We start from the raw sequence: 22853 nt of genomic DNA on the forward strand, positions 1-22853 counted from the left end.
CGGCTCTATTCGCGGAGCGGATGATGACTATCCCCTTGGCGGAAACGAGCGCGCTTGGGGCCCGTCCGGACTCCTATAACATCGGCTTGCGAAAGGAGCTCAAACCGAATGCGAATCAGTCCGACACCCGACGATCTGATCGAGCTCACGAGCCAGTGGAAGGGCGAGCGGTTTCCCGACGGCAGGCCGCACGTCCCCGACGAGATCCTCGAGCAGCTGAGGAAAGCCACCACCGAACAGGCCTGGGGCGTGCTGCGCAACGAGGGCTACGACCGGCAGTTCGCCGGCGGTTGGAAGGAGACGCATCCCGGCCACATCCTGGTCGGGCGCGCGGTCACCTCGCAGTTCGTGCCACACCGTCCGGATCTGGACGCCGTCGTCGTGGCGGCGGGTGCGCGGGAGGGTCACAAGGAGCCGGACAAGCAGAACTCCTGGATCATCTCGACATTGCAGCCCGGCGACGTGATGGTCACCGACATCTTCGGCAAGGTCAAGGACGGCACCGTCGTCGGCGACAACCTCAGCACAGCCGTGGCGTCCCGTACCGGAGTCGGCGCTGTCATCGACGGCGGCGTACGCGACTTCCAGGGCATCACCGAGCTCGAGGGCGTCAACTTCTTCTTTCGCGACATGGATCCGACGCCGATCCGCGACGTCACGCTCGCCGGCATCAACCTGCCGATCCGGATCGGCGAGGCGACCGTCCTGCCGGGCGACGTGGTGCTGGGCACGCCGAGCGGGCTGATGTTCATCCCGGCACACCTCGCGCAGCGGGTCGCGGAGGTCAGTGAGGACATCCGGGTACGCGACGTGTTCGGCAAGCTCCGCCTGTCCGAAGGCGTCTACACCAGCGCCGAGATCGACGTCGGCAAGTGGCCCACGCACATCGAGGACGACTTCCTGGGCTGGAAGGAGAACCACTAGATGGCAAGCGAATCCTCTACGCACGTCCAGGACAACGTCAGCCAGTTCTCCCGGCCGTCCGAGCTGCGAATCACCGATCTCCGGATCGCCAACCTGGTCGGTGTGCCGTTCCGTTCGACCATCATCCGGATCGACACCAACCAGGGCCTCACCGGCTACGGCGAAGTGCGCGACGGTGCCAGCAAGACCTACGCCTTGCTGCTGAAGAGCCGGATCATCGGCGAGAACCCCTGCAACATCGACAAGATCTTCCGCAAGATCAAGCAGTTCGGGCACCACGCCCGGCAGGCCGGCGGCGTCTGCGGCATCGAGATGGCGCTGATGGACCTGGCCGGCAAGGCGTACGGCGTGCCGGCGTACCAGCTCGCGGGCGGCAAGTTCCGCGACCGGATCCTGTGCTATGCCGACACTCCCACCTCGCGTGACCCGGAGGTGCTCGGGAAGCGGCTGCTGGAGCGGCGCAACCGTGGCTTCCAGTTCCTCAAGATGGACGTCGGCATCAACTTGCTGCGCGACATCCCCGGCGCGCTGATCGCGCCGCCGGGTGCGCTCGACACGCAGTCGGTGATGCATCCGTTCACCGGCATCCAGGTGACGGCCAAGGGCGTTTCGGCGTTGGTGGACTACGTATCCACCGTTCGTTCGATCGTGGGCTACGACATTCCGTTGGCCGCGGATCACTTCGGGCACATCGCGCTGGACTCGTGCATCCGGATCGGCCGGGCCCTGGAGCCGTTCACGCTGGCGTGGATCGAGGACCTGATCCCGTGGCAGCTCACCGACCAGTGGCGCCAGCTCACCCTCGCGGTCGCGACGCCGACATGCACGGGCGAGGACATCTACCTCGAGGAGAACTTCCGTCCGCTGCTCGAGCAGCAGGCGATCCGCGTCGTCCACCCCGACCCGGCGACGTCCGGCGGCATCCTGGAGACCAAACGGATCGGCAACCTGGCCGAGCGCTACGGCATCCCGATGGCCCTGCACCTCGCGGCCTCGCCAGTGGCGACGCTCGCATCCGTGCACATCGCGGCGGCGACGGAGAACTTCCTCGCGCTCGAACACCACGCCGCCGACGTGGCGCGGTGGAGCTCCCTCGTCACCGGCCTGCCGGAACCCTTCATCGAGGACGGCCACATCGCCGTCCCGGAGAAACCCGGGCTCGGTTTCGACGACCTCGACCTCGAAGTGATGCGCGACTTCGCCGACTCCACCGACCCGTTGTTCTTCGACGAGACCGCCAGCTGGGACGGCGAGGTGAGCAGGGACCGGCTCTGGAGCTGAGCCTGTGGCCGAACCAGCTGCCGGCCGCGGAATACTGACGGGTCATGAACGAGTCTGGGGTGACGATCCGTCGAGCCGGCGCAGCGGACGCGGCCGGAATGGCCGAGGTGTGGTTGAGCTCGTTCGCTGCGGCGCTGCCGACGGTGCGCCGAGCTCACTCCGCTGACGAGGTACGCGCCCACTTCCGGGATGTCGTGGTGCCCGACTATGAGGCGTGGGTGGCTGTGACAGATGGCAACGTCGTCGGGCTGCTGGCTCTGCGCGGCGAGTGGGTCGATCAGCTCTACCTGCATCCGTCCTGGCGGGGGCGAGGTCTCGGAGACAGGCTGGTCGCCCTGGCCAAGGCTCAACGGCCGGAAGGTCTGCAGCTGTGGACGTTCCAGGTCAACGAGCCGGCGTGCCGTTTCTACGAGCGGCACGGCTTCGTCGAGGTCGAACGCACCGACGGTGAGGGCAACGAAGAGCACGAGCCCGACATTCGCTATGCCTGGCGTTGACGGCTACGCACGAGCGCGGCGGCGCAGGCCGCGCAGGCCGCGCTGGATCACCACAGCGCTGACGGCGACTCCTGTCAGGACGGTAGCGGCCCACCAGTTCGTCGCCGTTGCCGACGTGGGTGGCCCAGCGCGTGTGCTGCATTTGGGGCCACTGGTTTGAGGTCGGTGGCGCCGTGTTTGGAGCGTTCGGTGCGGTGGTCGATCTCGCAGTCGATCGATGGTGTGAAAGCGGGGCCGGTGAAGGCAAAGCCCATCCAGGGAACCAGCCACGCCCCAAAGAGCCGAGACCGGCCAGAGGGAGCCCCCGACAAGAGCAAATCCCAACCATTGGGAGGAGCCCTCGCCAGACGACTTGCCAACGGCGCGATCATTGTTCCGAGCGCAACAACACAGGGGGAGGTATTCATGTCACCGCGCCCCACGCCGACCCGCCACGACGACACCGCCAGGCGATTCCTCGACCTGGCCTGCCAGCTGATCGACGCCTTCCTGGCCCCGCCCGGGCATCCCCGGCCACCCCGCCTTCGCATGCTGAAGTTCCCAGCCAATCTCGAATGGCTTCGAACAGAGGACGTGCTCCGGCTCGCCGCCGAAACCGGCGAGTCCGGCCTGAGCCGGACAGCGTTCTTCAATCGCTGGCCGACCAAGGATGATTTCATCCGCGATGCCGTGATCTACGCCGTCGCGTATCACCCCGAGGATCGGGACCCAGTATTCGATTCCGGGCAGCTCGACCAGATCTCACCGGAATCCTCGCTGTCCGCACAGATCGTACGTATCGCCGACGGCTACCTGAACGGCCTGCTCGCCGATCCGCGCAGCTTTCTGCTGGTGCACATCGGGCCGTTGCTCGACCACTACCCCGAGCTGCGATCCGAACAGTTGAGGGCCCTCCGCGCCAATCAGGTCTGGTTCGACGGGTATGCCAGGGTCATCGCAAATCTGGGGCTGGCGCTCCGGCCGGACTGGACTGTAGAACGACTGGGGCTCACCATCCAGGCGATGCTGGACGGTTTCCTCTTCCGTCACCGCCTCCAGCACGAGGACTACGAAGGGAGCAGATGGGAGGACGCGAGTCTCTTCGCCGATGCAGTCGTCGCGTTGTGCCTCGGAATACTCGACACCGACGAGACCGGTCACACCGCACGGAGGGCGCTCGACCTCGCCGCCTCCAAGCGCTGAGGTCCCCAGTGCCAGCGCAGCCCGTAGGAGTAGTGCCGCCTGGGCCGCTCGACAGTGACGCGGTACTCAACCGTCCCACCAGCAGTGTCCACCGATCGCTCGAGCGGAACCCTGGCGCAGACCAGACGCTGACGGTCCTTGTTCCAGACCAGACCCTCGACGTTCCCGAACAGTTGCGGATCCTCGCGGATCGGGAAGCGCGCGACGACGGTCATCCGCCTGGTCCGGTAACGCCCACCGGTCTCGCGGAAGTACGGGCGCTGCGGCTCCAGGTCGTCTTCGTGGACCTGCCGGATGCCGGCCACGAACTCCTGCCCTCGGGCGACCGGATCTCCGACGTAGATCCACCTGGAGATCCGGCCGTCGTCCTCCGGCCGTCTGCCATCGTGGACAACGTGGTCGCTCACCAGCGGATCCAACCGGATCGCCCCCTGGCTGCTACGCCCCGTCCAGTGGGCGTTCGCGTCGATCTGGCGGACGCCGTTCCGGAGTGCCTGCACGTGCTGCCTCAAGGTGTACTGGAACCGGTGGTGGCTTCCCACCGACTCGACCTCGAGCACGCTGTCCAGGTTCAGGATCCGATACGTCGCGGGTTGTGCGACGTGCTTGAGGTAGTACCAGAGCCCGGCCGTGGCCGACGTCAGCAGCAGGACACCCAGGCACAGGAGGATCGTGCCTGGGGTCCCGACTCGGTCGCTCCCCAACGTTACGGCGGTGACGGCCGCACCCCCCAGCACGGTTGCGAAGAAGCTGATGCCCTGCAGTGTCTCGGACGCATTCCTGAGCATCCGAAGGACACGCCCTTCCAGGAGCCCGCCGCGGCTCACGTTTCTCACACCCCTCGGTGAGATCCAGGCCAGGTGGGCTCCCCAGTGGAGCGAACCGAGTTTCACCAGGCCAGGCGCACTGCGCGCCTTCGCAGTTCGATCATGACCGAGCACCGAAACCTTTCGCAACCAGCCTTGGAAGACAACTCGATCTCGTTTCCCATTCGGCAGGCTCCGACCCGACCGGGCCCTATCCGGACTCAGCCCGCGAGCGCCCGCCGACGGCGGAGCAGGCGCGTGCCGAGCGGCGCCAGCAGCGCGAGGACGACGACAATCCACAACGCGATCGTCAGCGGGCCCGACACCAGGATCGACATGTCCCCTTCGGAGATGGCCAGCGCGCGGCGGAACTGTTGCTCGGCCAGCGGCCCCAGGATCAGGCCGACGACCGCCGGCGCGACGGGGACGTCGGCCAGGCGCATCAAGAGGGCGACGAGGCCCAGCGCGTACAACACGAACAGGTCGGTCACCGTGCCACCCGACGCGAACGTGCCGAGCGTGCTGAACACCATCACGCCCGCATAGATGCCCCAGGCCGGGATCGTCAGCAGGCGGGCCCAGATCCGCACCAGCGGAAGGTTGAGCACCAGCAGCATCACGTTGCCGAGGTAGAGGCTCGCGATCAGTGTCCACACCAGCGGACCGGAGTCGGAGAAGAGCGTCGGGCCGGGCTGCAGGCCGTACGACTGGAACGCCGCCAGGATGACCGCCGCCGTCGCCGAGGTGGGGAGGCCGATCGTCAGCAGCGGTACGAGGACGCCGGCCGCCGCCGCGTTGTTGGCGGCTTCCGGCCCGGCCACGCCCTCGATCGCGCCGCGGCCGAACTCCGAACGGTGCTTCGACAACCGGCGCTCGGCCGCGTACGACAGGAACGTCGGCACCTCGGCACCACCCGCCGGCAGCGCGCCGATCGGGAAGCCCAGCGCGGTTCCCCGTAGCCAGGCCGGCCACGAGCGACGCCAGTCGGAGCGGGACAGCACGGCCCACCCGCGAATCGGCTCGATGGTCTCCCGGCCGTCGCCGGACAGCAGCCGGGCGAACGTCTCGCCGACGGCGAACAACGCGACCACGACCACGACGACATCGATTCCGTCCAGCAGAGAAGGGATTCCGAACGTCAACCGCGGCTGGCCACTTTGCGCGTCGATGCCGATCAGGCCGACGAACAAGCCGATCAGCAGGCTCGCGGCACCCTTCACCAGCGAACGCCCGAGCAGCGCGCTCACCGTCACGAACGCGACCGCGATCAGCGCGACGTACTCCGGAGGCCCGAAGCCGATCGCGATGTCGGCGACCACCGGCGCCAGGAACGTCAGGCAGAGCGTTCCGATCGTCCCGGCGACGAACGAGCCGATCGCCGCGGTCGCCAGCGCGGTCGCGGCCCGCCCGGCTCGCGCCATCTTGTTGCCTTCGAGCGCCGACACCATCGACGCACTCTCGCCCGGTGTGTTCAGCAGGATCGACGTGGTCGACCCGCCGTACATGCCGCCGTAGTAGATGCCGGCGAACATGATCAGCGAGCTCGCCGGATCCAGCCGGAACGTCAACGGCAGCAGCATCGCCACGGTCAGCGCGGGCCCGATACCGGGCAGCACGCCGACGATCGTGCCGATCGTGACGCCGATCAGCGCCCACAGCAGGTTGCCGATCGAGAACGCGTCGGCGAAGCCTTGCAGCAGCTCAGTCATCGGCTAGAACCCCCAGGGACCGGTCGGCAGCGTCAGTCCGATCAGCCGGTCGAACGCCAGGAACACGACGGCGGCCAGCGTCCATCCGGCCGCCAGCGTCCGCCACCGGTGCGGTGAGTCGAGGAGCAGTGCGGTGCCGGTGAACAGCAGCGCGGACGAGACGACATAACCCGCGTACGGAAGCAGCAGCGCGAACGCCACCAGCAACACCAGCAGCAGGCCCACGCGTACGAGCCGCCCGCGTGGCGAGCGGTCAGCCGCCTCCGCGCCCTCAGCCTCCGAGCCTCCGGCCTCCGCGCCCTCAGCCTCCGCGCCCCCGGCCTCCGAACCCGCGAACGCCTCGATCGTCCGCACCCGCAGCACGGCCCGGACGATCAGCGCCGCACCGACCACGACCAGCAGCAGCCCGATCAGCAACGGGAACGCCGCGGGCCCCAGGATCACAGACGACCCGACATCCCACAGCGATCCCGCCTGCACCAGCGCGAACACGGCCGCGAGGAGTAGCAGGCCACCCAGCGCACCCGATGCCAGCAGGGTCCGGCGATCCTCGGCGTGCTCCAACTGCTCCACGCCTTCGTTCTCGGCGACTTCGCTCATCTCAGCCCAATCTCGTCGAGGATCTGCGTGACCCTGCGCTGCTCGCTCGCGACGAACCGCTCGAACTCCGGTCCGGCCAGCGCCGCATCGCCCCAGCCCCTGCGCTTCAGCGTCTCCTGCCACTGCGGGCTTCGCGTCATCTCCATCAGCAGGTCTTCCAGCGCCTTCTCATCGGCTTCGCTGATGCCCTTCGGCGCGACGACCGCGCGCCAGTTGGACAGCTCGACGTTCACGCCGGACTCGCGCAGTGTCGGCACGTCCTTCAACTCGGGAAGGCGTTTCGGGCTCGACACGGCGAGCGCCCGCAGCTGCCCCGACTCGATCTGCGACACGATCTCCGAGACACCGGAGACACCCGCCGTCGCGCGGCCGGACAGGATCGTGGTCAGCGCCTCGCCGCCACCGGAGTGGGCGATGTAGTTGACCTTCGCGGGATCGGCACCGATGTCCTTGGCCACCATTCCGGCCAGGATCTGCTCCACTCCCCCGGCCGACCCGCCGGCGATCGACACCGACCCGATGTCCTGCTTCATCCGGTCGGTGAGTTGCCGCAGGTTCTTGATCGGCGACTTGGCGGGTACGACGATGACCTCCCAGTCGGTGGTCAGCCTGGCCAGCAACGTCGTGTCGGAAAGCGAGACCGGCGAGTGGTTGCTCTCGATCGCGCCCAGCATGATGAGCCCGGTCGTCATCAGTTCGGTCGGCTGCGCGGGCTGCCGGGCGAACTGGCTCAGCCCGATCGTCCCGCCGGCACCGCCGACGTTGTAGACCTCGATCCGGCCCACCTTCTCGCGCAAGGCTGCCTGGATCTCCCGGGACGTCTGGTCCCAGCCGCCACCCGGATCGGCCGGGGCCATCAACCGCACCTGCCTGCCGTCGAGCACCGCCTGCGCCTGGGCCCGCTGGTCGTCCGGCTGCGAAACCACCAGTCCGACCGTGGCCAGAACAGCCGCCGCGAACGGCAAGGCCTTGCCAAACGTCTGTTTCCAAGCCATTTCCGCAATGTATACAATTGCATCCAACGTGTCCACCCGTCGGTCCGGAGAAAGGCGAAGATGGCCAGCACGCCCGAGACGTTCGACGCCGTGATAGCCGGTGGCGGCAACGCCGGCTTCAGCGCCGCACATGCCGCCGCCGAACGCGGACGTCGCGTACTCCTGCTGGAGAAGGGTGCCCGCGGCCAGGCTGGCGGCAACAGTTACTACACCGCCGGCGCGTTCCGGATCGCCCACCACGGACTGGCCGAGATCGGCGACCTGCTCGACCCGGACGAGCGCCACGTCAACTCCACCTTGCCGGAGTATCCCCGCGACGCGCTCGTGGCCGACATGGAACGCGTCACCGCCGGTCGCAACGATCCGGAGCTCACCCGTGTGCTCGCCACCGAGAGCCAGCAGACACTGCGCTGGCTGCGGTCCCACGGCCTGCGGTTCCGCCTGATGTACGAGCGACAGGCCTACCGCGACGACAGCGGGCAGTACGTCTTCTGGGGCGGGCTGGCGGTCGGCAGTACCGGCGGCGGTGAAGGGCTCATCGAGCAGCACACCGCGGCGGCCGCTCGGAACGGCGTCGAGGTGCGCTACGGCCACCGCGTCACCGAGCTCCTCGTCGACGACCATCGGGTCACCGGCGTCCGCTGGCAGGACGAGTACGGTCGGCCAGGCGTCACCTACGCCGGCTCGGTCGTGCTGGCCGCCGGCGGTTTCGAGGCCAGTGCCGAGCTGCGCCGCGAGCATCTCGGCGAGGGCTGGCAGTACGCCAAGGTGCGCGGCACGCCCCTCAACACGGGCGACCTGCTCCAGGCCGCGCTCGCGATCGGTGCGGCCCGCGGCGGCGACTGGTCGTCGTGCCACAGCGTCGCCTGGGACGCCAACGCGGCCGACGACGGCGGCAACCGCGAGCTGACCAACCGCCTCACCCGGCAGAGCTATCCGCTCGGCATCGTCGTCAACAAGGAGGGCCGCCGGTTCGTCGACGAGGGCGCCGACTTCCGCAACTACACCTACGCCAAGTACGGCGCCGCGATCCTGGCGCAGCCGGTCGGCCGCGCGTTCCAGCTGTTCGACGCCACCACGCGGCCCTTGTTGCGTACGGAGGAATACGACAGCCCCGGCGTCTCGGTGCTCACCGCCGGCACGATCGAGGAGCTGGCCAGGCTGATGGACGTTCCGGCCGACCATCTCATGCAGACGATCGGCGAGTTCAACTCCGGCATCGACCGCTCGATCCCGTTCAACCCGACGGTAAAGGACGGCCGCGCGGCCGCGGTCGAGCCGCCGAAGAGCAACTGGGCCATGCCCCTTGAGTCCCCGCCGTTCTACGCGTTCCCGGTCGCCTGCGGCATCACGTTCACCTTCGGCGGCCTCAGGGCCGACACCGACGGCCGGGTGCTCGACGAGCACGGCAGCCCGATCCCCGGGCTGTTCGTCTGCGGCGAGATGCTCGGCGGCCTGTTCAGCAGGAACTATCCGGGCGGCACCGGCCTCACCGCCGGCGCGGTGTTCGGCCGACGTGCGGGAGCCCTCGCATGAAACGCCGCATCGACGCGAACAGCATCTACCAGCAGTTGCGCGCCGACATCTTCGACGGCAAGCTGCCGGTCGGCACACCGATGCGCGAGGTGGCGATCGCCGAACGCTTCAGCGTCTCGCGCACGCCCGTACGTGAAGCCCTGCGCCGGATGCAGCACGAGCGCCTGCTCGAGCCTGCCTCGCGCGGCTTGCGGGTGCGGGTGCCGCAACCGGAGGAGGTGGTGCAGATCTACGACCTGCGGATCCTGCTGGAGGCCGAGGCGGCAGCGCAGGCGGCCAGGGCACGTAACGACGTCGACCTCGTAACACTGGAAGGGCTGCTGGCCCGCGACCGCGCCCTGACCGAGCCCGACAACGCTGCCCGCGCGACGTCCAACGTCCGCTTCCACGAGGCGATGTGGCAGGCCAGCCACAACCCCGTCCTCGTCGACCTCCTGCACCGCCTGCCCATCCACCTGGTCCACACCAGACGGTCCACACTGTCCAGCCCGGGCCGCTGGGAAGAAGCCCTCGACGAACACGCCGACCTGCTGACCGCCATCACCGCCCGCAAGGAGAAAGCCGCCCGCGAAGTCACCGCCCGACACCTCCGCACAGCCCGCGACATCCGCCTCACCATGCTCCGCCAAGCCGCCGGCGACGACGACGTCACAACGTGAAGGAGTCCGAGGCTTCCGGCAGCACGATCTCCTCCGGCGCGTAGACCCGTTTGGCCAGCCCCTGCTCGAACGAGTAGCGCGCGAACGTCGCCAGCACGTGCCGGTTCGGTTCGAGGCCGTAGTCCCAGTAACCCTCCCCCAGCACCGAGACCGTCTCGGCGACGTGCTCGTGCAGCCACGGCAGCATCACCTTCAGCGCGTTGCGATGCGTCAGGTCGTCGTAGGCGATCCGCAGCGACTCCTCGAACGCCTTCGTCAGCGACCGGGCCAGCCAGGGACGCCGCTCGTACAGCGAGCGGCGCAGCACGATGACGTGCATGATCGGGAAGATCCGGGTGCGGCGGAAGTAGTCCTGCTCGGCCGCCTTGAAGTCCTCGAACAACGGACGGACGCCGGGCGCCGATCCCACGCTGGACGGCCGGCGCGGGCCGATCACAGCGTCCAGCCGGCCGTCGGCGAGCATCGCTGAGAGGCTGTCGCCCACCGGGATCGGCTCCAGCGCGATGTGCGACGGCAGGTCGATCGCCAGCTTCTCCTTCCGCGCACCGCCACCGGCCTCGAGAGCTCCAGTCAGATGCTGTACGCCGTCGACCGGTACGCCGTACTCGTCGGCCAGCAACCCGCGTTGCCAGACACAGGCGGTGAGCTGGTACTCCGGCGCGCCGATCCGCTTGCCTGCCAGGTCCTCCGGCCGGTCGACACCGTTGACGTACATCGTCTGGTGCCGGAAGCTCCGCGACGGGAACACCGGCAGGGCGACGAACGGAGGCTCCGTCTCGCCGAGCGTCAGGAGGTACGACGACAGGCTGAACTCACTGACGTCGAACTCGCGGTGGCGCGCCTGCCGGTAGAACGTCTCCTCGACGGTCAGCGGGAGGTACGTCAGCTCGACGCCCTCCGGCCGGACCCGCCCGTCCTGCAGCGCGCGCATCCGGTCGTAGTCCCAGCAGGCGAACGACAGTCGCAACGGTGCCATGGCAACCCCTTCCCTCACGTGTGACCGAACCGCTACAATACGGTGCTTGTGGGAGCGCTCCCACTTCGTGGCAACACTCCTTCTCGATGAGGGCGACGGAAGCGGAGAGCCAGAGCGATGACCTGGGTGAGCGCACATCTGTACCATTTCGGCGATCTCGACGCGTTCCTGGAGCGCTGCATACGTCCCATGGTGCAGGAACTTACGACCGCGAGTCTCGTTCGCGGCCACTTCTTCACGCGGCACTGGGAAGGTGGACCACACCTCCGGCTGCGACTGCGGCCGGCTTCGGACCGGCTGTCGGAGCCGATCCGCTACCGGATCCGGTCCCGGGCGCAGGGCTACTTCGCCGACCGCCAGTCCGAGGCACCGACCGACCCGGCCGAGTATGGCCGGCTCGCGGCAGCCGTTGCCAGGGCGGAAGGCCGAAAGCACTACGACCAGCGGCTCCATGCCGCCGACTCGGTCGAGTTCCCTGCCTACCGGCCGGAGTATTCCACCTACGGCAGCGATGCCTGCATCACAGCCGTCGAGCGACACTCCACCACGTCCAGCGAGATCGCGATGAACCTGATCGAGCTCGGGACGCCCGCGCAGCAAAGGGACGCGATCTCACTGGCGACGCTGACTCTCACGTTGGCAGTCTGCGAGCCGAACCTGAGCGTGGCGGCCAAACGGCTCGCATCCGAGGGCGGATCGGAGAACGCCGACCCGAAGCTGGAAGCGGCCTACCAGTCGGCCCGGAATGCGCTGGTGCGACAGGCGTACGACCTGTGGACGCTGGCCGGTGCCGGCCCCGAATCCGACACTGACTCCGGTGAGGACGACATCCTGCTGGCCTGGCTGGAGTCGATCCGCGGGCTGCGTGGCACGCTCGAACCGTTGTGGCTGGACGGGCAGTGTCCACCGGTACCCCCCACGTCGCCGCTGTCCGAGCTGGCATCGACCATGGCCGCCGACAGCCGCACCGTGCCGTTGCTCCTGCTGGAGTGTGCACACCTGTTCAACAACCGGATCGGCCTGCAGGTCGAGACCGAGCAGCGGATGGCGTACCTCGCGGCTCGCACACTCACCGACATCGCGAACGGAGCATGAGCCGCCGCTGTCCGCTAGTGGCCGGAACCTCGCGTTGACGTCCTCCTCTGCTGCTCCTAGCGTCCTTACTCAAACGCTTGAGCAACAGGAACGTGGAGATCCGGCCCGATGCAGACGGTTGCGCGCTACTTCGAGGACTACGGCATCGGCGACGAGCGCCGTACGACGGGCCGCACCATCACCGAGGCCGACATCGTGTTGCACGCCGGCCAGACCGGCGACTGGTTCCCGCACCATGTGGACGCCGAGTGGTGTGCGACGCAGCCGTTCGGCCGGCGGATCGCCCACGGCACGCTGATCCTGTCGATCGCCGTCGGGATGACCGCGGGCGACATCAACCCGCTCGCGTTCAGCTATGGCTACGACCGCATCCGGTTCGTCGCGCCCGTGCACATCGGCGACACGATCACGGTCACCGCGAGCATCGCCGCCCGCCGCGACCATCCTCGGCGGACGACGCAGGGCTTCGTCGACGAGCAGGTCACGGTCGTCAACCAGCGCGGCGAGACCGTGCTCTCGCTCGTCCACGTCTATCTCGCCGAACGCCGCGAGCCGGCCCGGGAACGGTCCGATGCCGGCGCGTAAGCGACCGCCGGTGCTCGCCGACGTCGCCGCCAGAGTTGGAGTCTCGGCCTCGCTGGTCTCGCGCGTGCTGCGCGGCGACGACCGGATCCACGTCCGTGCCGAGACGCGCGAACGCATCCTCGCCGCCGCCAAGGAGATCGGGTACGTGCCGCACGTCCAGGCACGCAACCTGCAGGCGTCCAGAGCCGGTGCGATCGGCCTGGTCGTGCACGACGTCGGCAACCCGATCTACGCGCCGATCATCCGTGGCGTCCAGGAGGTCGTCTCCACTCACGAGAGCGTCCTGATGCTGGTCGACGCCACCGCCGTCACCGACGAGGCCGCGCTGCTCCAGCTCGCCGCGAGCGGACGGGTGGACGGCCTGCTCTGGCAGGCGGCCGGCCAGCCGGAGCTCAGTACGCAGGTGCGGGTGGCCGCCCGGCACGTTCCGGTCGTCCTGGTCAACTCACGTTCGCTGGCTGACCTGTGCTCATCCAGCCCCCGCGGCCTCCGGCCGCACGGGCCCACCCCGCTCCTACCCGGCGTCCGGCTCGACGAGGAGGCGGCGATGGCAGTGGCGATCCACCACCTGCACGAGCTCGGCCATACCCGCATCGGTTTCGTCTCCGGCGTCGTGGGATCCGACGTGTCCGAACGCAGGCGAGCCGCCTACCGCACCACCCTCCGAACACTGGGAGGCGGCCCGCGCCGGGCGTGGGAGGCCACCGGCGGCTGGGATCCCGGCAGCGGTCAGCAGGCGATGGCGAGCCTCCTGCGCGCGGCACCGGAGCTCACCGCCGTCGTCGTCACCAACGCCCTGGTCGCGACGGGTGCCGTCAACGCGATCGCCGCCGCCGGCAGGCGTTGTCCGCAGGACCTTTCCGTCGTGGCGATCCACGACCTCTGGTTCGCCGAACGACTCACGCCGCCATTGACCGTCGTACGCCTCCCGTTACGGGAGATGGGCCGCCGGGCGGCCGGGCTGTTGCTCTCCGGGGGCGACGAGAGCCCAGCCGACACCCTGATCACCGAACCCGCGCCAGAGCTGGTCCTGCGGGGATCGACGGGAGCCGCATGACAACGCAGTTGCGAGGCATCACCTGGAACCACACGCGCGGGTACGCGCCGATGGCCGTCACCGCGCAGGTCTACGCCGACCTCGTGGGCGAGGTCGAGGTGCGGTGGGACCGCCGTTCGCTGTGGGCGTTCGGCGAGCAACCGCTGGACGAGTTGATCGAGACCTACGACCTGCTGGTGATCGACCACCCGCTGATCGGCTGGGCCGCTGCGAACAAGGCGTTCCTGCCGCTCGACGACGTGGCCGCGCAGGCGATCGGCCGGTCTCAGGAGTCGTACTTCTATCAGGGCCGGCACTACGCGCTCGCGATCGACGCCGCCTGCCAGGTGGCGGCCGCGCGGCCGGACCTGTTGCGGGACAGGGGCATTCCGGTGCCCACGACCTGGCCGGAGGTGTACGAGCTGGCCCGGCGGACCGGGCAGGTCGCCCTTCCGCTCAACGCGATCGACGTGTGGAGCTGCTTCGTCACGTTGTGCGCGCACTACGACGCGCCGGTGTGCGGGCAGGAGTTCGCCGACCGCGACACCGCGCTGCGGGTGCTGGCCAAGCTGTCCGAGCTCGCGACACTTGTGCCGGAATGGTGCCGGACGGCGAACCCGATCGCGACGCTGACCCGGATGTCGTCGACCGACGAGGTCCTGTACTGCCCGCTGGCGTACGGCTACACCAACTACAGCCGTGACGGCTATCCGGCCCGGCTGCTGTCGTTCCACGACATCCCTTGTGCGGAAGGGCATGCGCCGAGCGGGTCCTGTCTCGGCGGTGCGGGGCTGGCTGTTTCCGCCCGGTCGTCGAACACCTCGGCGGCGCTTGCGTACGCCAGGTGGGTGGCGAGCCCGGACATCCAGCGCACGGAGTTCCTGCGGGCCGGCGGGCAGCCGGCCGCGCGGGCAGCCTGGTACGACGCGGAGGCCGACCGGCTCGCCGGTGGGTTCTTCAGCGGGACGCGGACGACGATCGAGTCGGCCTATCTGCGGCCGCGGTACCCCGGATTCCCGGAGTTCCAGACCGGCGCGGCCGTCCGGCTGCGCTCGGTGGTGCTGGGATCGGAGCCCGCCGGGCCGGTACTCGACCAGCTCGACGCGCTGTACCGGGAGAGCCGTGATGGCTGACCGGCTCAGGCTCGCGTACCGGGAGTTCAGCGGGTTCCAGACCACGTTCGGGCTGCAGGTCTCCGCGTTTCGCGAGCAACGGCCCGATGCCGAGATCGAGCTGGTGCCGTACGAGGTGCACGAGCTGTACGACGCGATGGCCGGCGGCGGCTGCAGGTCCGGCGACTTCGACCTGTTTCTCTGCAACACCGACTGGCTGCCGGAGCTGATCCGCGACGGGTCGCTGCTGCCGCTCGACGAGCTGATGCGCCGGGCTCCGCTGCCGGGCTGGCCGGACGCCTGGAGCCCTTCCCTGCGTGGGTTGCAGACGGCTGCCGACGGATCGACGTACGGGCTGCCCTACCACGACGGGCCGCAGATGTTCATGTATCGCGGCGACCTGTTCGACGAGCACGGGATCGCTCCGCCGGAGACCTGGCAGGACTTCCTGGAGGTGGCGAAGTACTTCGATCGGCCCAACGAGGATCTGTACGGGTGCGTGCTCGCCGCGCTTCCCGACGGGCACAACAACGTCTACGACTTCCTGATCCAGCTGTGGAGTCGCGGCGGTACGTTCCTCGACGGCCGGCGGGCCGCGTTCGACGGGCCGGAAGGCCAGGCGGCGTTGACGTTCCTCCACGATCTGATCCGCGTGCACCAGGTCACACAGCCGGACCCACGGGCGTACGACAGCGTGGGCTCGGGCGACTTCTATGCCGGCGGCCGGGCCGCGATGATGTGGAACTGGTGCGGCTTCGCCGCCGTCGCCGACCTGCCGGGCTCGGCGATCCACGGCAGGAACCGGCTCGGACCGCTGCCTCGCGGCGACGGGCCGGACGGGCGGCACACGTCGCTGTCGGTCTACTGGGTGCTGGCGATTCCGGCCGGCTCCCGGCAGCCGGAGCTCGCGTGGGAGTTCCTGCGGCACGTCGCGTCGCCCGAGATGGACGTCATCACGGCGACGCAGGGTGGCATCGGGTGCCGGCTGTCGACCTGGCGCAGCCCTGCCGTACAACGGGAATTCGCCTGCTACCGGCTGATCGAGCAGGTCCATGCGGACGTCGAGACCGTGCCGGGCATCCCCGAGTATCCCGCGATCGCGGACGTGCTCAACGCCGAGATCGACGCGGTGTACACCGGTGCCAAGCCGGTCGCCGCCGCACTGGCCGCGGCTGCCGGGCAGACGAACCGCCTGCTGGGCAAGGGAGGTGTGGGCCGATGAGTCTCGGTATCGGCATTGTCGGAGCGGGCGCGATCGTTCGGGCCGGGCACCTTCCGGCGTACCGCAAGGCAGGCCTCCCGGTCGTCGCGATCGCCGATCTCGACCTGTCCGCCGCGCACTCCGCGGCGGCGGAGTTCGGCATCGGGACCGTCCACGGATCGGCCGCCGAGCTGATCGCGGACCCGCGTGTCGACGTGGTCGACATCGCGGTCACGCCGCAGGCGCAGGCCGGGATCGCGCACGCGGCGATCGCCGCCGGCAAGCACCTGCTGTGCCAGAAGCCGTTGTCCGAGGAGCTTTCGACCGCCCGCGCGCTGGTCGAGGCCGCCGAGCAGGCGGGCGTACGGCTCGCGGTCAACCAGCAGATGCGCTGGGACCGGGTGGTGCGGAGCACGAAGGAGCTGCTGGACGCCGGGCGCTACGGCGAGGTGACCGGCGGGCTGTTCGACATCGACGTCAACACCGACTGGACATTGTGGCCGTGGCTGGCGGAACGGCCGCGGCTGGAGTACTTCTACCACTCGATCCACTACGTCGACGCGATCCGCCACCTGTTCGGCGATCCGGTCAGTGTGCTCGCCACGACCGCCCGCTATCCAGGGCAGGCGGCGGCCGGTGAGACGCGGACGACCACTGTGTACGAGTACTCCGGCACGTCGCAGGTGGTCGTGCTCGCCAACCACAACAACTGGTCGGACCGGCCGCGGGCCGTCGTCCGCTGCCAGGGGACGCTCGGCCAGTCCGAGGGAACGCTCGGCGTGCTCTACGACTATCCGGCCGGCAGGCCGGACACGTTCGAGTTCTGGTCTCGTACGGAGTCGCTCCGCCGCGACTTCACCGAGCGCTGGATCCCGGACGCGTTCGCCGGGCCGATGGGCGAGCTGCTGTCGGCTGTCGCGGAGTCACGGGAGCCGTCGACCAGCGGACGCGACAACCTGTCGACGTTGCGGGTCGTCCACGCCGCCTATCTGTCCGCCTCGGCCGGGCGGCGGGTGTCGTTGGCGGAGATCGAGGTGTGACCGTGCTGCTTCCACTGGACGGACTGCTCGTGCTCGACCTGGCGCAGTACCTCGCCGGACCGTCGGCGGCGCTCCGGCTCTCCGATCTCGGCGCCCGCGTCGTCAAGGTCGAACGTCCCGACGGCGGCGAGGGCGGGCGGCGGCTGGGGCTGGCCGGGAACTCGCCGGACGGCGACAGCCTGCTGTTCCACACGATCAACCGCGGCAAGGAGAGCGTGACAGCCAACCTCGGAGACCCGGACGATCGGGAGCGGGTGCTTTCGCTGGTTCGCGAGGCCGACGTGCTGATCCACAGCTTCCGGCCGGGAGCGCTCGAACGCTTCGGGCTGGACTTCGCCGCGCTGAGCGCCGTGAACCCGCGGCTGGTCTACGCCCAGGTGACCGGCTACGGCGACAGCGCCTGGCGCGACCGGCCCGGGCAGGACCTGCTCGTACAGGCGCGCAGTGGCCTGGTGTGGCTGAACGGACGTGCGGACGGTCCGCCGGAGCCGTTCGGGCTGTCGGTCGTCGACCAGACGGCGGGTGCCTATCTGGTGCAGGGCGTGCTCGCGTGCCTGGTCCGGCGTGGGGTGACCGGGCGCGGTGGGCTGGTCGAGGTGAGCCTGTTCGAGGCCGCGATGGACCTGCAGTTCGAGGTGTTCACGGCGTACCTCAACGGTGGCGGGCTGCCGCGGCGGAGTGCCGAGTCGGCCGGGCATCCGTACCTCGGCGCGCCGTACGGCATCTACCGAACGGCTGACGGCTGGATTGCGCTCGCGATGGGGTCGCTCGAGCAACTGGGCGGCCTGCTCGGCCTGCCGGACCTGGACGGCGACTGGGACCGGCGGGACGAGACCAAACGCCGCCTGGCCTCGGCGCTGGTCTCGCGTACGACCGCCGAGGTCCTCTCCGTGCTGGAGCCGGCGGGGTACTGGTGCGCGGAGGTGCGGGACTGGCCGGCGCTCGAGGCGTCCGGTGTGCTGGACAGCCTCGACCTGGTGGTCGAGTGCGGCACGGACGGGTCGAAGCGGTTTCGCACCTTGCGCTGCCCGGTCCGGATCGACGGGCACGCACTGGCCCGGACCGAGCTCGGGCCGCCGCTCGGTCGTTCGCGGACGTGATCCGGCCGCGATTCGGTCTATCGTTTGGCTCGTGATGTTCACGTATCGGCAGATCGTTCTCGACGCCGCCGACCTCGACGCCGAAAGCACGTTCTGGGCAGGGCTTCTCGACGGCACCGTCGAGAAGGGCGAGCGATGGCACAACATCTGGGTCGACGGCGGCTGGGCGCTCGCGGTGCAGCACGCGCCCGGGCACGTTCCGCCCGACTGGCCGGACGGAGCGCCGCAGCAGATCCATCTCGACTTCTATCTCGAGGACCTCGAGGCCGCACACGAGAAGGTGCTCTCGCTGGGCGGCCGGGTGCTGAAGGCGGAGGACGACCCTGCGAAGCCGAAGGGCTTCCGGGTCTACGCCGATCCCGCCGGCCATCCGTTCTGCCTGTGCTGGCTGCCGCCATCGTCATGATCACGGCCTAGTACCAAGGTCCGGGACGACCTACGCCGCGCGACCGATGTCCGCCCGGTCGACGCCGTGCGAGCCTGGCAGGCATGAAGGGCTACGACGAGCTGTTGCCGCTCATGACGCTGATGACCGGCGACGAGAAGCACAGCGTGAGCGCGACCTCGACGCTGGATGTCCTGTGGGTGCTGTACGACCGGGTGCTGCGGGTCTCCCCCGCCACGGTCGACGATCCGGGGCGTGACCGGTTCCTGCTGTCGAAGGGGCACGGGCCGATGGCGTACTACGCCGTCCTGGCAGCGAAGGGCTTCGTGCCGGAGAGCTGGCTGCCGCGGTTCGGGCAGATCGACTCGCCGCTCGGGCATCACCCCGACCGGGTGCTCGTTCCCGGCGTCGAGATCTCCAGCGGCTCCCTCGGGCACGGGCTGCCGCTCGGTGTGGGCCTCGCGCTCGGCCTGCGGGCGCAGGGGCTGACTGTTCCTCAGACGTACGTGCTCGTGGGTGACGCGGAGCTCGACGAGGGCAGCAACCACGAGGCGATCCAGTACGCCGGCGCGATCGGCCTGGCCGGCTTGACGGTGGTCGTCGTCGACAACCAGAGCGCGACGCACGGCTGGCCCGGCCCGGGTGGGATCGCCGCCCGCTTCGAGGTCAACGGCTGGTCGACGGCGACGGTCGACGGTCGTTCGCACGACGAGCTCGAGAAGGCCTTGACCAGTGGAGAATCCGGCCGTCCCCACGTCGTGGTGGCTGTCGTGGAAGCGAAGGGCTGACCGTTCGATGACTGATATGCGAACCAGGTTCGTGGAGACCACGATCGAGTGCCTCGACAACGATCCGCGTACCGCCGTCGTGCTGGCCGACATCTCCGCCGACCAGTTCTCGGCGGCCGCTTCGCGGCATCCGTCGCGGGTGCTGAATGTGGGGATCCGCGAGCAGCTGATGGTGAGCGTCGGCGGCGGGCTGGCGCTGAGCGGGCTCACGCCGGTCGTGCACTCGTACGCGCCGTTCCTCGTCGAGCGGTCGTTCGAGCAGGTCAAACTCGACTTCGGACACCAAGGAGCGAAGGGGATCCTGGTCAGCGTAGGCGCGTCGTACGACACGTCGTCGGGCGGGCGGACGCACCACGCGCCGGAGGACGTGGCGCTGATCGACACCCTGCCGGGCTGGCGAACGGTCGTCCCCGGCCACGCCGACGAGGTGCCGGCGCTGCTGCGGGACGCCTTCCACCATTCGGAGTCCACCTATGTCCGGCTGTCGTCCCAGTCGAACCAGGCCGCCCGGCCGGCGGGCGCCTCGGGCCGGCTCGAAGTCGTCCGCCGCGGCTCCGGTCCGGCTGTGATCGCGGTCGGTCCGCTGCTCGATCCGGTCCTGGAGGCTTGCGAGGGCTTGGACGTGAGCGTGGCGTACGCGTCGACCGTACGTCCGCTGGATGCTTCCGGGCTGCGGGAGCTCGCACCGCACGGCGAGGTCGTGCTGGTCGAGCCGTACCTCACGGGTACCACGGCGCGTCAGGTCGACCTGGCCCTCGCCGATCGCCCGCACCGTACGTTGTCCCTGGGCGTCGACCGGGTGGAGCTGCGCCGCTACGGCACCGCAGCCGACCACGCCGCGGCCTACGGTCTCGACCCTGCGAGCCTGCGCCGTTCGATCACGGAGTTCCTGACCCACCCGTAAGGTTGGCTCGTGATCGAGATCAGCGGGCTGGAGCCGGCGGACCGTCCGGAATGGGAAGCGCTGTTCCAGGGCTACAACGAGTTCTACGGCCGGACGGCGCCGCGGGAGCTGTTTGACCGAGCGTGGCTGGAGTTCCAGGCCGGTATTCGCATGCACGCGTTCGGCGCCAAGCTGGACGGCAGGCTGGCCGGCATCGCGCACTTCCTGATTCATCCCTCCACCACCACAGCCGACGTCTGCTACCTCCAGGACCTCTTCACCGCGCCGGACGTACGCGGCCGCGGCGTCGCCCGCGCGCTGATCGAGCGCGTCGCGGACTGGGCACGTGAGCAGGGCTGCGCCCGTGTCTACTGGCACACCCACGAGTCGAACGCGACCGCGCGCAAGCTCTACGACCAGGTAGCCGACAACGAAGGCTTCATCGTCTACCGCATGCCCCCGCTCTGAGCTGGGCGCATCAGCTTGATCCTGGTAGACCATGGCTGCGTGGGCCGACCGAGCGTCTGGGGTGGGAGGAGGTCCGCACGGTCGCGGTTCTGGACGGCCCGGTCGCGGGTCGCCGGGCCCTGTGCGTCTACCCGCTTCAGGAGCTGCCGGAGCCTGACCTTTCGCCCAGCGAGCTGTTCGCCGGTTCCGGGCCGGGCCTCGCTGTCCATTTCAGGTCGATGTTCGGCACGCCGCTCGCAGTGCATTGGCATCACATACGAGGGCCTTCCCTGAAGACACTCGCCGACCGCTTACCCACCTGGACCGAGGGCCGGATCGTCCTGCTCTCGACCCGCCCAGCCTGACTCTCGGCGCTCGTCGGCCTAGGGGGTGTCCTGTAAGTGTCGGTGGATAGCGAGGACGGTCATGGCGCCGGGCCAAGGCGGGCGGAGTCGATCGCAAAAGGTCATACGGGCGATCTTCGTCCAACGCAGCCAGCGTGGGGCCAGGGCCGCCGCAGCCCGGCGACACTTGCAGGACACCCCCTAGTCGGCAGGCGGTCGTAGCTCCAGCGCGAGGTACAGATCCACCAGGTCCGGCAGCTGCTTGAGGTCGCGGGCGGTGAGCTGTTCGATCCGGTCGATGCGATACCGCAACGTGTTGACGTGGATGTGCAGCTGTGCGGCGCACTGCGACCACGATCCCGAGCAGGACAGGAAGACCTTCAACGTGTGCAGGAGGTCCGACGTGTGCCGCTGGTCATAGTCGAGCAGGCGGCCGAGGACGCGGGTGCGGAACGCGTCGCGGACTTCGGGGGCGGCCGCGGCCAGCAGGGTGACGTGGGAGGCGAGCTCGTCCGGTCCCGCGACGTCGAGGTCGGACGTGGAACGCAGGCGGGCGACGTCGCGGACGTGGCGGGCGTCGGCGAGGGCGGTTTGGAGGCCGGACACCAGCACCGGTGCGCTGACGCCGATCGCGAGCCGGTGGCCGCCGAGCGTACGGCTCAACGCGGCCGCCGTCGCGCGGACGTCGGCCAGCGGCCTGGCCGAGGCCACCGCCACGATGTCGTCGCCCAGCCGGCTCCAGGCCACCGGTGAGAGCAGCTCGTCCATGACGGCCTGCGGCAGCTCCTCCACGTCCGCCTCCGCCGACACCACCGCGACCATGAACGGCCCGGCCGACTCGGCGGCACCACGCGCGGCCGCCCAGAGCCGGTCGGCGTCGACCTGGGTGGTCCGAAGCTGCCGTGAACGCTCCAGGCGCAGCATCGCGACCAGCTGGTCGGCAACCGCCTGCCGCTCGGCCTCCCAGCCACGATGGTCGTCGTCGACGACCAGCAGCCAGCCGGCGGCGGCCGGTGCCGCCGTGCCGAGCACGGAGTAGGTCACGCCCCGGCCGAGCCGTATCCTGCGCGGCAGCCCTCCGCCACCCGCACCACGCTCGGCGATCAGCATTTGGTCCTTCTCCGGCAGCTCGGGCCCGCTTCCCCACACCAGCCGGCCGGCCGGCGACAGCACCCAGCAGCTCATGCCGAGCTCTCCGGCCACCAGGTCGAGGACGAGCTGCCCGCCGCCGCCCGACTCCAGCAGCGACCGGTGCCGCTCGAGCAGCGCCGCGAGGTCGGCCGAGCGGCCGGTCGACAGCCGCCGCACGACGTACTCCGTGATCACCGAGAACGACACGTCGCCGCGTACGTGCAGCAGCGGCAACTGGTGCTCGCGGCAGGCCTGGACCAAGTCGGCCGGCAGCGACTCGAGGTCCGGGTCGCCCGCACCCAGCGCGACGACCCCCGCCGAGACCAGCTGCTCCACGTAGGTCGCGGATGAGGTGCCGTCGTGCCGCCACATCATCCCGGTCAGCACGAGCTCACCGCCGGACAGATAGCGCCGCGGGTCGCGGATGTCGGTGGTGTAGACCCAGCGGACCTGCCGGGAAAGCAGCCGTTCGCCCGCGACCACCGTGAGCCCCAGCTCCGGCGCCTTGACCAGCGAGGCGAGAGTTACTGCCATAGGTAGA

Annotated in this window: 23 protein-coding genes; 17 read left to right on the forward strand and 6 right to left on the reverse strand. The window is 69.4% G+C overall.

What is annotated here, in order from left to right:
- The first annotated feature begins 108 nt into the window (after positions 1 to 108).
- From ACYVF6_RS13385 to ACYVF6_RS13400, 4 genes are all read left to right on the forward strand, one after another.
- Positions 109 to 924, forward strand: coding sequence for an RraA family protein (locus ACYVF6_RS13385; RefSeq protein WP_460520806.1), 816 nt, complete (start codon positions 109 to 111; stop codon positions 922 to 924).
- The gene (locus ACYVF6_RS13390; RefSeq protein ID WP_460520808.1) at positions 925 to 2205 is read left to right on the forward strand and encodes a mandelate racemase/muconate lactonizing enzyme family protein; all 1281 of its coding nucleotides are present in this window, start codon (positions 925 to 927) and stop codon (positions 2203 to 2205) included.
- 44 nt (positions 2206 to 2249) lie between these two features.
- Positions 2250 to 2702: a GNAT family N-acetyltransferase gene (locus ACYVF6_RS13395; RefSeq protein ID WP_460520810.1), complete on the forward strand. Its 453-nt coding sequence runs from the start codon at positions 2250 to 2252 to the stop codon at positions 2700 to 2702.
- Positions 2703 to 2891: 189 nt separating this feature from the next.
- Positions 2892 to 3884, forward strand: coding sequence for a TetR/AcrR family transcriptional regulator (locus ACYVF6_RS13400; RefSeq protein WP_460520812.1), 993 nt, complete (start codon positions 2892 to 2894; stop codon positions 3882 to 3884).
- Here the strand turns inward: ACYVF6_RS13400 and ACYVF6_RS13405 are convergent.
- The 4 genes from ACYVF6_RS13405 to ACYVF6_RS13420 form a co-directional block, all read right to left on the reverse strand.
- On the reverse strand, positions 3839 to 4672 hold the full coding sequence (locus ACYVF6_RS13405) for a hypothetical protein (RefSeq protein WP_460520814.1): 834 nt from the start codon (positions 4670 to 4672) through the stop codon (positions 3839 to 3841). The genes ACYVF6_RS13400 and ACYVF6_RS13405 overlap by 46 nt on opposite strands.
- 239 nt (positions 4673 to 4911) lie before the next feature.
- Positions 4912 to 6399, reverse strand: a complete 1488-nt coding sequence (locus tag ACYVF6_RS13410; RefSeq protein ID WP_460520816.1) for a tripartite tricarboxylate transporter permease — start codon at positions 6397 to 6399, stop codon at positions 4912 to 4914.
- A 3-nt stretch (positions 6400 to 6402) separates the two neighbouring features.
- Positions 6403 to 6999, reverse strand: a complete 597-nt coding sequence (locus tag ACYVF6_RS13415; protein WP_460520818.1) for a tripartite tricarboxylate transporter TctB family protein — start codon at positions 6997 to 6999, stop codon at positions 6403 to 6405.
- Positions 6996 to 7994, reverse strand: coding sequence for a Bug family tripartite tricarboxylate transporter substrate binding protein (locus ACYVF6_RS13420; protein WP_460520820.1), 999 nt, complete (start codon positions 7992 to 7994; stop codon positions 6996 to 6998). Before ACYVF6_RS13420 ends, ACYVF6_RS13415 begins: the two co-directional genes overlap by 4 nt.
- A 60-nt stretch (positions 7995 to 8054) precedes the next feature.
- Between ACYVF6_RS13420 and tcuA the strand changes: the two genes are divergently transcribed.
- Both tcuA and ACYVF6_RS13430 read left to right on the forward strand, forming a co-directional pair.
- Positions 8055 to 9530: an FAD-dependent tricarballylate dehydrogenase TcuA gene (tcuA, locus tag ACYVF6_RS13425; protein WP_460520822.1), complete on the forward strand. Its 1476-nt coding sequence runs from the start codon at positions 8055 to 8057 to the stop codon at positions 9528 to 9530.
- On the forward strand, positions 9527 to 10189 hold the full coding sequence (locus ACYVF6_RS13430; protein ID WP_460520824.1) for a GntR family transcriptional regulator: 663 nt from the start codon (positions 9527 to 9529) through the stop codon (positions 10187 to 10189). Before tcuA ends, ACYVF6_RS13430 begins: the two co-directional genes overlap by 4 nt.
- On the opposite strand, the gene ACYVF6_RS13435 is transcribed toward ACYVF6_RS13430, so the two are convergent.
- Entirely contained in the window at positions 10179 to 11165 is a 987-nt protein-coding gene (locus tag ACYVF6_RS13435; RefSeq protein ID WP_460520826.1) for a substrate-binding domain-containing protein, read from the reverse strand. The genes ACYVF6_RS13430 and ACYVF6_RS13435 overlap by 11 nt on opposite strands.
- A 126-nt stretch (positions 11166 to 11291) precedes the next feature.
- On the opposite strand from ACYVF6_RS13435, the gene ACYVF6_RS13440 reads away from it, so the two are divergent.
- The 11 genes from ACYVF6_RS13440 (at position 11292) to ACYVF6_RS13490 (ending at position 20858) form a co-directional block, all read left to right on the forward strand.
- Entirely contained in the window at positions 11292 to 12260 is a 969-nt protein-coding gene (locus tag ACYVF6_RS13440; RefSeq protein ID WP_460520828.1) for a lantibiotic dehydratase C-terminal domain-containing protein, read from the forward strand.
- A 108-nt stretch (positions 12261 to 12368) separates the two neighbouring features.
- Entirely contained in the window at positions 12369 to 12845 is a 477-nt protein-coding gene (locus tag ACYVF6_RS13445; protein ID WP_460520831.1) for a MaoC family dehydratase, read from the forward strand.
- Entirely contained in the window at positions 12832 to 13902 is a 1071-nt protein-coding gene (locus tag ACYVF6_RS13450; RefSeq protein ID WP_460520833.1) for a LacI family DNA-binding transcriptional regulator, read from the forward strand. The genes ACYVF6_RS13445 and ACYVF6_RS13450 overlap by 14 nt, the downstream gene beginning before the upstream one ends.
- Positions 13899 to 15014, forward strand: a complete 1116-nt coding sequence (locus ACYVF6_RS13455) for an ABC transporter substrate-binding protein (RefSeq protein WP_460520835.1) — start codon at positions 13899 to 13901, stop codon at positions 15012 to 15014. The genes ACYVF6_RS13450 and ACYVF6_RS13455 overlap by 4 nt, the downstream gene beginning before the upstream one ends.
- Positions 15007 to 16215, forward strand: a complete 1209-nt coding sequence (locus tag ACYVF6_RS13460) for an ABC transporter substrate-binding protein (protein WP_460520837.1) — start codon at positions 15007 to 15009, stop codon at positions 16213 to 16215. Before ACYVF6_RS13455 ends, ACYVF6_RS13460 begins: the two co-directional genes overlap by 8 nt.
- Complete coding sequence (locus ACYVF6_RS13465) at positions 16212 to 17234, forward strand: Gfo/Idh/MocA family protein (RefSeq protein ID WP_460520839.1); 1023 nt, start codon at positions 16212 to 16214, stop codon at positions 17232 to 17234. Before ACYVF6_RS13460 ends, ACYVF6_RS13465 begins: the two co-directional genes overlap by 4 nt.
- Before the next feature lie 2 nt (positions 17235 to 17236).
- Positions 17237 to 18334 carry a CaiB/BaiF CoA transferase family protein gene (locus tag ACYVF6_RS13470; RefSeq protein ID WP_460520842.1) on the forward strand — a complete coding sequence of 366 codons (1098 nt, stop codon included), beginning with the start codon at positions 17237 to 17239 and terminating at the stop codon, positions 18332 to 18334.
- A 34-nt stretch (positions 18335 to 18368) separates the two neighbouring features.
- Positions 18369 to 18740, forward strand: coding sequence for a VOC family protein (locus ACYVF6_RS13475; protein WP_460521632.1), 372 nt, complete (start codon positions 18369 to 18371; stop codon positions 18738 to 18740).
- A gap of 83 nt (positions 18741 to 18823) precedes the next feature.
- On the forward strand, positions 18824 to 19507 hold the full coding sequence (locus ACYVF6_RS13480) for a transketolase (protein WP_460520844.1): 684 nt from the start codon (positions 18824 to 18826) through the stop codon (positions 19505 to 19507).
- A gap of 16 nt (positions 19508 to 19523) precedes the next feature.
- The gene (locus ACYVF6_RS13485; RefSeq protein WP_460520846.1) at positions 19524 to 20411 is read left to right on the forward strand and encodes a transketolase family protein; all 888 of its coding nucleotides are present in this window, start codon (positions 19524 to 19526) and stop codon (positions 20409 to 20411) included.
- Positions 20412 to 20420: 9 nt separating this feature from the next.
- Positions 20421 to 20858, forward strand: a complete 438-nt coding sequence (locus ACYVF6_RS13490) for a GNAT family N-acetyltransferase (RefSeq protein ID WP_460520848.1) — start codon at positions 20421 to 20423, stop codon at positions 20856 to 20858.
- A gap of 524 nt (positions 20859 to 21382) precedes the next feature.
- On the opposite strand, the gene ACYVF6_RS13495 is transcribed toward ACYVF6_RS13490, so the two are convergent.
- On the reverse strand, positions 21383 to 22846 hold the full coding sequence (locus ACYVF6_RS13495; RefSeq protein ID WP_460520850.1) for a PucR family transcriptional regulator: 1464 nt from the start codon (positions 22844 to 22846) through the stop codon (positions 21383 to 21385).
- Between the last annotated feature and the right edge of the window lie 7 nt (positions 22847 to 22853).

The sequence above is a fragment of the Flindersiella endophytica genome (assembly GCF_054779015.1).